Consider the following 12,364-nt stretch of genomic DNA (forward strand, 5'->3'; position numbering starts at 1 on the left):
CCTTTCTCTCGCCCCTCCTTCAGTCCTTCCTCCAGAATCATCTGATAGATGTCTGTCTGTTTCAGCTCCTGAATAAAATCGGCCAACATGGTAAACTGCTCCTTTAGCCACTGACGCTCACTGGCGGGCGCCCCAGCCCAGGCCAGGGCAGCGATTAAGAAGCCGATAGCCAGCAGGTCATAGCGCCTGGCCTGCTCCAGACGCCGCTTCATCTCCACAATTAGCTCACGACGTTGCCCCTCGCGTGTCAACGGCAGTAGCGGCAACATGCCCCAGCGTGCTGACTGCAGCAGATCCGCTGCCGGCATGTCCCAGAGTTTGAGCACCAGGAAATGAAACTCATGTACTTTCTTCTTGTTAGGTAACTCACGCTGGTAGGGCGTAAGTGGTGCAGCGCAACGGCGGAGATAAACCACACACGACCAGACTGGACACCGATAGCGTTGGTCCGCAAGAACATTATACAACAGCAGACGCTCCGCCATCCGTGCATCAGGACCACTTTGAAACTCAAAATGCACCATTACTGGCTGGCCTGTCAATTCACAGGCACTGATCACATCGGCTCGCAGCGCCCCTAGCTCTTTGAAGAGCGGAATATCGGCGAGCACAAACTCGCCAGAGACATCGCGCTGATAACGCGCCTCGGGCAAAACAAGCTCCACAAAATCCTGAGCTGCCAGCTCAAAGAGCCGCTTCAGCGCCAGATCCCAGGATGACCCCATCGCCCTCTTTGCCTGTCACTCCTCCCACATAAGATTGATGAATTGATTATAACAGATATCATTTCTAATGGCAACTGTTTTATATCTATTTTTATTACACAAGAATCTCTTTATAAACAAGCAAGCATTATTAAAAGCAAGATCGACGGTCGGTCGGCATAGACGCGGTCAGCTGCCGCTATCTTACACCCTTCCTCCGGGGTCGCCCTTTACATTCGGAGACAGGTATGCTACACTTAGAGCCATTGAGATTACCAATTCTGGCGTCACGGCGCGAGACAACAGCGAAACTCAGCGTCTTCAAGGACAAAAGAACTTCAGTCACAGCGGCGATCACGCGAGACATGTCCCCTCCGCAGGGCACTCAGAGAGGCAACGCCAGCGGCTGCAAGCGTGCCTGCCCGAGGGAGATCCGCCTCCGAGCCAGCCTGGTCATTCTGCTGGCCCTCTACCAGCGTGCGAGAATGAGCACCAGCAAGCCAGTTTGCTCGGGAAAGCAGCGCGGAAGTGGGATACCCCTCGCCAGCCTGTACCGAGCCAGTAAGGTACACGCCTCGACCCCGTTAGCGGTCGCGCGAGCGCAGGTCTTGGCTCGCCTGCCAGTGCCATCGTATTGGCCCTGGTTGGGGTTGCGTTTCCTTACTGGGAGATGCATACCCCGCTCAGGATGAGCGCCTGCGGAAGATGGGTGGAACCACGGAAGCGTATTCAGCCTTTCGTCCCACGAGGGACGAAAGGCTTTTTTGTTGTTGATCCTGTTGTCGGACGACACCACGAACGAGCGTGTCCATGAATAGGCCAGACAGGGAGGTATTAGGAAAGTATGTCAGCCGAATCTGTCGAAGCTGAACTTCAAGAAACGGTCAATTATACGCCGCTCCAGCGCATGCGCCATTCCGCGGCCCACGTCATGGCTGAGGCCATCCAGGAGATGTTTCCCGAGGCCCGCTTCGCCATCGGGCCAGCCATCGAAGATGGCTTCTACTATGATTTCGAGCTGCCGCGCCCGCTCACGCCCGAGGACTTCCCCGAGATCGAGCGTCGCATGCGGCGCATTATCGAGGCCAGGTATCCTTTTCTTCACGAGCGCTGGCCGCGCGAAAAGGCCCTGGAGTACTTCCGCAATAAGGGCCAGGTCTATAAAGTCGAGATTATTGAGAACCTGCCCGATAAAGAGGTCGGCATCTATAAGCAGGGGAACTTTCTCGACCTCTGCCGCGGCCCCCACGTGGAGCACACGGGGCAGATTGGTCCCTTCAAGCTGATGCGGGTCGCCGGTGCCTACTGGCGCGGCGATGAGCACCGGCCTATGCTGCAGCGCCTCTATGGAACGGCCTGGTTCACGCAGGAAGAGCTTGACCACTATCTCTGGCGCCTTGAAGAGGCGCAGAAGCGCGACCATCGCAAGCTGGGCCGCGAGCTGAAACTCTTCCTGATGAGCGAAGATGTCCCCGCCGGAGTGCCGCTTTTCCTGCCTCATGGCGAGATGCTGCGCCATCTGATGGAGTCCTATGTGCGCGAGACGCAGGAGCGCTACGGCTATCAGCATGTCTGGACGGGCCACCTCGGTAAAGTGCGGCTCTATAAGACATCCAAGCACTGGTACACGTATCGCGAAAATATGTTCCCGGTCATGCAGAGTGAGGAGGAGCTATCGGAGGACGACGCCTACGTCCTGAAGCCGATGAACTGCCCTCATCATATCTTGCTCTACAAGTCACAGCTGCACAGCTACCGGGAGCTGCCGATCCGCTACGCCGAGTTTGCAACGCTCTATCGCTATGAAAAGCCCGGTGTACTGACGGGCCTGGCACGCGTGCGCAGCGTGACGCAGGACGATGCCCACGTCTTCCTGCGCCCCGACCAGATTCAAGAGGAGTTCGATCGCGCCGTCAATCTGACGCTGGAGGTCTTCAATACGTACGGCCTCAACGATTACTGGATTCGCCTCTCGCTGCGCGATCCAAATAAGAAGGAGGACTACGTCGGCAGCGACGAGGTCTGGGAGCTGGCCGAAAGTTCACTGCGGGCCGCCCTGGAGCACCGCGGCATCGAGTACCGCGAGGGCATCGGCGAGGCGGCTTTCTATGGTCCGAAGATGGACTTTATGGTCCGCGATGCTCTGGGGCGTGAGTGGCAGTGCGCGACGATCCAGCTCGATTTCGTGCAGCCAGAAAACTTTGAGCTGGAGTATATCGGCGAGGATGGTCAGCCCCACCGCCCGGTGATGATCCATCGCGCGGTGACAGGCTCGACGGAGCGCTTTATGGCCATGCTCATCGAGCATTTCGCCGGCGCTTTCCCGGTCTGGCTGGCACCGGTCCAGGCTGTGGTGATTCCGATCGCCGACCGCCATCTGGAGTACGCTCAGAAGGTGCTGGCTGCTCTCAAGGACGCCGGCGTGCGCGCCGAGCTGGATGCACGCAACGAGCGCATGAATGCCAAGATTCGCGACGCTCAGTTGCAGAAGATCCCGTATATGCTGGTGGTAGGCGATAAGGAGGCGGCCAGCGAGAGCGTGGCGGTGCGCCTGCGAACGAATGAGAACCGTGGCGCGATGCCGCTGGCGGAGTTTGTGGCCCATATCACGGAGGTTATCCGCACGCGCAGCCGTGATCTCTAGCAATGGTCCGACGGATAGTCAGGCCCAGGCCGTCCAGGGGAGAGCCTTCCAGCTCCTTGCCCCTGGCCTGGGCCTTGGACTAGCCCGCCCACCTTGCCCGCAGCCACAGGGGAAGGTAAGAGCCAAAGGAAAGGAGCCTGTTGTTTGATGCTAGTAGCCTTGGAGGGGATCGATGGGGTTGGCAAGACGACGCAGCTGCGCCTGCTGGAGGAGCGGGCGCGTCGCCAGGGGCTGCGCGTGGCCAGTCTCTCGTTCCCTCGCTACACTGAGACCGTTTTCGGGCGCTGTGTGGCCGCCTACTTGCGTGGCGACTTTGGCCCTCTGACCGAGGTGCCGCCGCGCTCAGCCGCCCTGCTCTTCGCCGGCGACCGCCTGGAAAGTTTGGAGTTGCTTTCTCGCCTGGCGACGGAAAGCGATCTCCTGCTGCTGGATCGCTACGTGGCCTCTAACCTGGCCCACCAAGGGGCACGCCTCACTGGCGCAGAGCGGGAGGCTTTCCTGACCTGGTTGGCGCACCTGGAGTATGACGTCTTCGGTCTACCGCGCCCCACGCTCACGCTCTATCTGCGCCTGCCGGTGGCAGTGGCCACCAGGCTGCTGGCTACACGCGCCCAGCAGCAGAACCAGACGGGTACACGCGATATCCATGAGGAGGACGCTGTCTATCTGGCACGCTGCGCCGAGGTCTATGAGCAGCTCGCCAGCACCCGCGCCGATGGTCCTTGGGAGACCATTGCTTGCGCCGATGAGCAGGAAAGATTGCGCCCACCGGCGGAGATCGCGGCGCAGATCTGGTCGTTGCTGGAAAGGTATGGTGCCATATGAGCCGCCGCGTCGTGCTGGTCGATTACGATCCCCAGTGGCCGCTGGAGTACGCCGCCGAGCGCCAGCGGCTGCTTGCGGCCATCGGCCCCTGGCTGGTGGCTATCGAGCATATCGGCAGTACCTCCGTGCCTGGCCTGGCCGCCAAGCCCATTATCGATATTATGGCCGCAGTAGCCCAGCTCTCGCATGCTACCTCCTGCATCGAGCCGCTGCGCGCCCTCGGCTATGAGTACCTGCCAGAGGTTGAGCGCTTTATCCCTGAGCGACGCTACTTTCGCAAGCTCCGCGGCGAGGAACATACCCACCATCTGCACATGGTGGAGTACAACAGTCCTTTCTGGCAGCGCCATCTGCTCTTTCGCGATTACCTGCGCGCCCATCCGGCTACAGCCCAGGAGTACGCTCGCCTGAAGCGGGCGCTGGCGGTACGTTTCCCCAACGACGTCGCTGCTTATACCGATGCAAAAACCGCTTTCATCAGGGGCATCGAAGCCCAGGCCGCTCACTGGTCAGCTCAGGGGCGACCAGCGCCAGTCGATGAAGCGTAAGCGCGTGTGACAAGGGTGCTGCGCTGCTGCCCCCAAAACAAAGCGAGAGAAGGGATCTTCTCCCTTCCCCCGCATCTATCGGCAGGCCCATCAATCGATGAGCTCGTACGCCGGCAGTGTCAGAAACTCGGTAAACTCGCGGTTGGCGATAATGCCATCGAGGAGATTGTAGGCTTGCTCGTAGCGGCGCGACTGATAGGTCTGCTCACCGACGGCAGCCTTGATCTTCTCCAGCTCCTCGCGCGCCAGCTGGCGCACCAGCTCCAGTGTCACTTTGCGCCCATCGTCCAGAATGCCGCGCGGATGATGCACCCACTGCCAGATCTGGGAGCGTGAGATCTCGACCGTGGCGGCATCCTCCATCAGGTTATTGATCGGGACACAGCCCAGGCCGCCAAGCCAGGCCTCCAGATACTGCGTCCCTACGCTGATGTTCGTTCGCAGGCCGCCCTCGGTGATGGTCCCCTCGGGCACGCGCAGCAAGTCGGCGGCGCTCACCTGCACATCCTCGCGCTTGCGCTCGATCTGGTTCGGCTGCGGCATGACGCGATCGAATTCCTCCTGAGCCACCTGCACCAGCCCGGGATGAGCCACCCAGGTGCCGTCATGGCCGTCGGTCGCCTCGCGCCGCTTATCGGCGCGCACGCGCTCCATCGCCTCCTCGTTGGCCGCCGGATTATTCTTGATGGGGATCTGGGCCGCCATGCCGCCGATGGCGTGGGCATTGCGCCGATGGCAGGTTTTAATAGTCAGCAGCGTATAGGCCCGCATAAAGGGCGTGGTCATCGTCACCTGGGCCCGATCGGGATAGAGGAACTGCTCGTGATTGCGGAATTTCTTAATGGCGCTGAAAATGTAATCCCAGCGTCCGCAGTTGAGGCCCGACGAGTGCTCGCGCAGCTCGTAGAGGATCTCATCCATTTCGAAGGCGGCCAGGATCGTTTCGATCAGCACCGTGGCCTTGATCGTCCCGCGCGGGATGCCGAGCTGCTCCTGGGCCAGCAGGAAGACATCGTTCCACAGGCGCGCCTCCAGATGGCTCTCCATCTTCGGCAGGTAGAAGTAGGGGCCAGTGCCGCGCTCAAGCAGGGCGCGCGCGTTGTGGAAGAAATACAGTCCAAAGTCGAAGAGGCTGCCGGAAATGGGTTTGCCATCGAGCAGAACATGCTTCTCTGGCAGGTGCCAGCCACGGGGACGGACCACCAGCGTGGCGATCTGTTCGTTGAGGCGGTAGTGCTTGCCCTCGGGGCTGACATAGCTGATGGTGCGCCGGACGGCGTCGCGCAGGTTGATCTGCCCCTGCACAAGGTTGGCCCAGGTTGGGCTGAGGGCATCCTCAAAGTCGGCCATGTAAACCTTGGCCCCTGAGTTGAGTGCGTTGATGATCATCTTGCGCTCAGCGGGACCAGTGATCTCCACGCGCCGATCTTGCAGGTCGGCAGGGACGGGGTTGATCGTCCAGTCTGCTTCACGAATATGGGCCGTCTCTGGCAGGAAGTCGGGGAGCTTGCCGGCATCGATCTCGGCCTGCCGCTCGACACGCTTGCGCAGCAGCTCCTCGCGACGCCCCCCGAATTCGCGCACCAGCGTCACCACAAAGTGCAATGCCTCTGGCGTCAGTATCTCTGCGTATTCGGGCGGAACCGGTGCTTTGATCTCAAGCCCGTCTGGATAGCTCTGCTTCGTCATCTGCTTCGCTTCGCCTTTCTGCCTGGCACAATGGGGGCACGCCTGATACGCCTGACGCGCCTGAACGCGCCCACCAGCCTTTGTCGTTTTCCCCCCCATTGTACGACATCGGAGCAGGCACGCTCAAGCGCGTCGGCGTTCGCCGCTACCCGTCAGGAGTGACCAGAAGATGGATGGAAGGATATCAATGGAATTGTTCTGCTTCGGTCGAACCAGCCAGGGCCACAGTCGAGGCCTGGCCGCCCGAGATAACCATCGCTACCTCGTCGAAGTAGCCGGTGCCAACCTCACGCTGATGGCGCGTGGCCGTGTAGCCCTCGCGCTCCAGAGCAAACTCTTCTTCTTGCAGGTCGGCGTAGGCCGCCATGCCGCGCTGACGATAGCCCAGCGCCAGCTTGAACATGCTCTGATTGAGGGCGTGGAAGCCGGCCAGGGTCACAAACTGGAACTTGTAGCCCATCTTGCCCAGCTCGTCCTGGAAGGTGGCAATGGTGTGAGCGTCGAGCTTCTTCTTCCAGTTGAACGAAGGCGAGCAGTTGTAGGCCAGCAGCTTGCCAGGATATTTCTCGTGGATGGCCTCGGCAAAGCGCCGCGCCTCGTCCAGATTCGGCTCAGAGGTCTCGCACCAGATGAGATCAGCATAGGGAGCATAGGCCAGCCCACGGGCAATGGCCGCCTCCAGCCCGTGGCGCGTGCGGAAGTAACCCTCGGGAGTGCGCTCGCCGGTGAGGAAGGGATGATCAGCCGGGTCGACGTCGCTGGTGATCAGGGTGGCCGCGTTGGCATCGGTGCGCGCAATGAGAATGGTCGGCACCCCCATGACGTCCGCCGCCAACCGGGCAGCAATCAGGTTGCGAATAGCCAGGCGCGTGGGGATCAGAACCTTGCCCCCCAGGTGGCCGCACTTCTTCTCGGAGGCCAGCTGGTCCTCGAAGTGTACGCCTGCCGCTCCAGCCTCGATCATGGCCTTGGTCAGTTCATAGACGTTGAGCGGCCCGCCAAAGCCCGCCTCTCCATCGGCCACAATCGGAGCAAACCAGTAGGTGTCTCCTTTTCCTTCGGCCTGCTGAATCTGGTCAGCCCGCTGCAGCGCCTGGTTGATGCGCTTGACGACATGCGGCACGCTGTTGGAGGGGTAAAGACTCTGGTCGGGATACATCTGGCCCGCCAGATTGGCATCGGCAGCCACCTGCCAGCCGCTCAAATAGATAGCCTTGAGACCAGCTTTGACTTGCTGAACCGCCTGGTTACCTGTGAGCGCACCAAGCGCCGCCACGTATGGCTCGCTGTGCAGCAAATCCCAGAGCCGCTCAGCTCCCAGACGCGCTAAGGTGTATTCTATCTGAATGGAGCCGCGCAGACGCACGACGTCTTGTCCGCTATAGGGCCGCTTGATGCCCTGCCAGCGCGGATCTTCGCGCCAGGAACGCTCCAGCTCTTCGGCGCTGGGGCCACTATAGGGCGTCTGCCGCTTTCCATGTGCGCCATTGCCATTCATAGTATATTGACTGCTCATTATGATCTCTGCTCCTCTCTCCAGAAGCGCTTCAATAAGCTTTGACCTATAGATCTGCGGGGCCTGCTCGCTCCATAACAAGGATAACACACGAACAGGCGAAGTTGCTATGAAATAAGTTAAAAGCTGGTAAGCCTTACGATAATTAAATGCTTATAGGTTGCAAACGCAAAGGTGGGGAGCCGGTTCGTCTTCGCAGAGGCGAACCGGCTCCCCATCCTCAAAGGGTTGGGTTGGCTAGTCCGGGCCTGGCCTAGGCGCCGTGACACTTCTTGTACTTTTTGCCACTGCCGCAGTAGCAGAGATCGTTGCGCCCAATCTTGCGCGGGGGGGCCGCTGACTGCGCCACGGGAGCGCTGGCGACTGCTGTGCCGCCGCGGGCAGCACGCCGTCCGCCGCTGCTACGCGGGCGGGCCCCGTTGCCGTCGCTCTTGGCCTGGCCACTCAGACGCGCAATCTCGTCGACGTTGGTGCGCAGGTTGCGCGGCAGTTGACGCGGCTTCGGCTGCGGGCGTTGGACGGTGACGGTGATCTCGCCGCGCAGCATCTTGAGCAGTTCGTCAACAATGTAGTGCTGGATGGCGCGCTTCAGCTCCTCAAACATGCGATAGGCTTCGTTCTTGAATTCGGTCAGCGGATCACGCTGGCCCACGGCCCGGAACTGGATGCCGGAGCGCATTACGTCGAGGGCATCGATGTGATCCATCCAGAGGCGGTCGACGACTTGCAGCGTTATGGAGCGCTCAAGGTCGCCCAGAGTGGGCACGCCCTGGCCCAGGTGCTCCGCCGCCAGCTCAGCCAGGCGGCGCCCCTGGGCTTCGTAGTGCTCGATGACCAGCTCGCTCAGGCGCTCCTTCAGCTCGTCTTTGCGTAGAGCATGCAGGTTCTCCGGCAGGAAGTCCTCGGGGACATGCACCCAGCGCTCGATTTGGGTGAAGAGCAGCTCTAGCTCGCCCTCATCGTTGATGGACTGCCCGGGAATGCAGCGATCAACGAGAGCCGCAATCTCATTGCGGATCATCTCCAGGACACGCTCGTGCATGTCGGCCCGTTCGAGGACGGCTCGCCGATCGGCATAGATGACCTCGCGCTGCTTGGCGATGACGTCGTCGTATTCGACGACATGCTTGCGGATGTCGAAGTTGTAGCCTTCGACGCGAGCCTGGGTCTGCTCAATGAAGCGTGAGACGAGGCTGCTTTCCAGCGGAGTGTCGTCGTCCATGCCGGCCATCTTCATAAAATTCGAGGCCCGATCAGCCCCGAAGCGGCGCATGAGGTCGTCCTCCAGCGAGAGGTAGAAGCGCGAGGAGCCGGGATCACCCTGGCGCCCGGCGCGGCCACGTAGCTGGTTGTCGATGCGCCGCGACTCATGACGCTCGGTACCGATGACGTGCAGGCCGCCTAGCTCCACAACCCGCTGATGATCCTCCTCACACTGGCGAATCAGGTCCTGGAGAATCTCGTTTTTCTCCTCCTCGGTCATGCCCTCGATATACTGTCGGATGGCCTCTTCTTTCTCTTCACGCTCCTCCGGCGTATTCTCAGGCATTTCGCGAATGTAGTCGACGTTCTCGGCATGCTTGCGCAGCACAATGTCAAAGTAGCTGGCAGGGTTGCCGCCCAGGAGGATGTCGGTACCACGTCCAGCCATGTTGGTGGCGATGGTCACCGCTCCGCTGCGCCCGGCCTGAGCGATGATCTGGGCCTCACGCTCATGGTGCTTAGCGTTGAGCACGTTGTGAGGAATACCCTCCAGCGAGAGCAGGTGCGAGAGATGCTCAGATTTCTCGACCGAGGTCGTGCCCACCAGCACCGGCTGTCCGCGCTCGTGGCGCTCTTTGATCTCTCTGACCACGGCGCGCCACTTGGCCTCTTCGGTCCGATAGATGAGGTCCGGCAGATCCTGACGGATCATCGGCTTGTTGGGCGGGATGACGATCACATCCAGCTTGTAGATCTTATGGAACTCTTCCGCCTCGGTAATGGCCGTACCAGTCATACCCGCCAGCTTGCGGTAGAGGCGGAAGTAGTTCTGAAAGGTGATCGTGGCATAGGTATGGTTCTCGCGCTGGACCTGCACCCCCTCCTTGGCCTCGATCGCCTGGTGCAATCCCTCGCTATAGCGCCGGCCCGGCAGTAAACGCCCGGTGAACTCGTCGACGATGATCACCTGACCATCTTTGACAAGGTAGTCCCGATCACGCTTAAAGAGGACGTGCGCCTTGAGGGCATTCTCCATATAGCGCGCCAGATCAAGGTGTTCCTCGGCATAGAGGTTCTGGGTGCCGAGCATGCGCTCCATCTTTTCAATGCCCTCGTCGGTCAGCATGACCGAGCGCGACTTCTCGTCGACGGTGTAGTCAATCTCAGGCTTGAGCCGCGGGACCAGGCGCGCAAACTTGACGTAGAGGTCAGTCGATTCAGGGCCAGGGCCAGAAATGATGAGCGGCGTGCGCGCTTCGTCGATCAGGATGTTGTCGACCTCATCAACGATGGCGTAGTTCAGCTCACGCTGGACCATCTGGCTGAGGTCGGTGACCATGTTGTCGCGAAGATAGTCGAAGCCGAATTCATTGTTGGTGCCGTAGGTGATGTCGGCGGCATAGGCGGCGCGTCGCTCGGGACTCTGCGGCTCAACGGCGTTGACGATGACGCCTACGCTCATGCCCAGGAAGCGGTAGATCTTCCCCATCCACTCGGCATCACGGCGCGCCAGGTAATCGTTGACGGTTACGACGTGGACGCCCTTGCCGGTGAGGGCGTTGAGATAGACGGGCAAGGTGGCCACCAGGGTTTTTCCTTCACCGGTCTTCATCTCGGCAATCTTGCCCTGATGGAGCACAACACCGCCGATGAGCTGGACATCGAAATGACGCATGTTGAGAACGCGCCGCGCCACTTCGCGCACGACAGCAAAGGCCTCGGGCAGGAGATCGTCGAGGGTCTTGCCTTTCTGACGATAGCGTCGCGCCATGTCCTCGCTCAGCGCCTGCATAGCCTCGGCTTTGTAGGCGACTAGCTCCGGCTGCAGATGGGTGAGAATGCGGCTCAGGAGCCGCTCTAAACGCTCGTCAGCCTCCTCATCGGGATTACGGGCCTGGCGGCGTTCCTCTTCGAAAATGGCCCAGGCTTTGGCAAAAGCGCGCCGACGCTCCTCCTCCGGCAGCTGCGCCAGGTCCGGTTCTACCTCCTGGAGCAAGCCCATGATGGCCTCTTCAGGGTCGGGCGCCTCCTCTGGCCACAGCTGCCGCTCTTCCACCAGGTCCATGACGGCTTCGACGCGCAGGGCGTTGAAGGTGGGATTGAGCCGCTCGTAGCCAGCAGCAAATAGCTCGTCTAAAACGTCTGCCAGCTGATCGCGCAGGACCTCCTCCTCATCGCGCCGCCGGTCAAGTTTCTGACGGTAGTCAGTAATGGCCGCCCGGAGCTGCTCATCGCTGCAACGCTCGGCCAGAGGCTCAACGCTGGTGATCGCCTCACGGAAGAGCTTGAGCAGCTCGTCCTCCAGGACACGCCCCCCCTTGAGATACAGGGCGAGCTGCGCGCGAAATTCTGCTGTTTTGCCCGCCAGTTCTTCGTCGCTCAGCTTCTGAATTTCAGGTTCTAAGGCATTGATTCGATCAATGATCGGTTGGATGCGTTTCAGTTCGCGCTGATTGGGATCTCCCAGAATCTTTGTTAGCAGTTGCATGTCGCTCTCTTCTCCTGCAGCCCGGCTGGCATGGTCGTCCGCATCCCTGGCTGGCGCTGGTCGGTGGGTGCCCTCTTATGGTGATGACGCCAGTTGACCGGCCCATGTTCTCATTCATTATATCACACCTCGTCTCTACCGGGCGCGAAGGCCGACAGCATGGTGCATCTTGACAGGTGACGGCGTGTAATGCCACACTCTATAGTAATAAGGCTCTATGACAGGGAGGGAAGGAACGGCCAGAGTAAGCCGCTCTCTGCTCTCTTGACAAGCTCAGCCGCTTCGTGCTTCTTTTCAAGATGAAGCGGTGCCAGCAGCCCCAAGAGGAGAACAGGGCGGGTCACCGGCAGGCAACCCCATCAGACGGGCCACTGATGGCTTGCCGCCTCCTGGTTGACTGAGTGAGATCGTCTCGCCATACGCCCAGGGCCTGCTCCTGTAGTTCCTCTCCCCTTGTTGTCTGCTACGCCTACCCCAAACGACGTCTCCAGCGCCTGGCACGTCGCAGCGCTGTCGCCTCGCTGCTCACGGGCGAGCTACCTATTGCAAGGCGACGGCGGCGATAGCCCCAATGAAAGGAGGCGATGGCCCGGTCCGGTCGCTACTCACACTCGTTCACATTCGTCCACCTTTCGCACACTCATCAGCGCTCTAGCCAAGCCACGAGCGAGGTCGCTCTTCTGCTTACCTCAGCAACGTGAGGCGCGCTCTCTTTGTCTCTGGCACAGGCCACAGGCCACAGGCCAC

7 protein-coding genes are annotated in these 12,364 nt (G+C 60.5%); 3 read left to right on the plus strand and 4 right to left on the minus strand.

Annotation, left to right across the window (positions count from 1 at the left end; translation table 11 throughout):
* Positions 1-725: hypothetical protein (locus IRZ31_RS15935; protein ID WP_297155385.1), on the minus strand; the 725-nt coding region annotated here is incomplete at its 3' end.
* An 823-nt stretch (positions 726-1,548) separates the two neighbouring features.
* Between IRZ31_RS15935 and thrS the strand changes: the two genes are divergently transcribed.
* From thrS to IRZ31_RS15950, 3 genes are all read left to right on the plus strand, one after another.
* Positions 1,549-3,348: a threonine--tRNA ligase gene (gene thrS, locus IRZ31_RS15940; protein ID WP_297155387.1), complete on the plus strand. Its 1,800-nt coding sequence runs from the start codon at positions 1,549-1,551 to the stop codon at positions 3,346-3,348.
* Positions 3,349-3,495: 147 nt separating this feature from the next.
* Complete coding sequence (locus tag IRZ31_RS15945) at positions 3,496-4,173, plus strand: hypothetical protein (protein WP_297155389.1); 678 nt, start codon at positions 3,496-3,498, stop codon at positions 4,171-4,173.
* The gene (locus tag IRZ31_RS15950) at positions 4,170-4,721 is read left to right on the plus strand and encodes a GrpB family protein (protein ID WP_297155391.1); all 552 of its coding nucleotides are present in this window, start codon (positions 4,170-4,172) and stop codon (positions 4,719-4,721) included. Before IRZ31_RS15945 ends, IRZ31_RS15950 begins: the two co-directional genes overlap by 4 nt.
* A gap of 90 nt (positions 4,722-4,811) precedes the next feature.
* Here the strand turns inward: IRZ31_RS15950 and aceB are convergent, their stop codons facing one another.
* From aceB to secA, 3 genes are all read right to left on the minus strand, one after another.
* Positions 4,812-6,410 (minus strand): malate synthase A, encoded by a 1,599-nt coding sequence (aceB, locus tag IRZ31_RS15955; RefSeq protein WP_112432699.1) that lies wholly within the window; start codon positions 6,408-6,410, stop codon positions 4,812-4,814.
* 184 nt (positions 6,411-6,594) lie between these two features.
* Positions 6,595-7,908, minus strand: coding sequence for an isocitrate lyase (gene aceA / locus IRZ31_RS15960; protein WP_363325682.1), 1,314 nt, complete (start codon positions 7,906-7,908; stop codon positions 6,595-6,597).
* Between the two features lie 271 nt (positions 7,909-8,179).
* On the minus strand, positions 8,180-11,617 hold the full coding sequence (gene secA, locus IRZ31_RS15965; RefSeq protein ID WP_297155395.1) for a preprotein translocase subunit SecA: 3,438 nt from the start codon (positions 11,615-11,617) through the stop codon (positions 8,180-8,182).
* Between the last annotated feature and the right edge of the window lie 747 nt (positions 11,618-12,364).

Source organism: Thermogemmatispora sp. (genome assembly GCF_019683635.1).
Lineage (GTDB): Bacteria > Chloroflexota > Ktedonobacteria > Ktedonobacterales > Ktedonobacteraceae > Thermogemmatispora.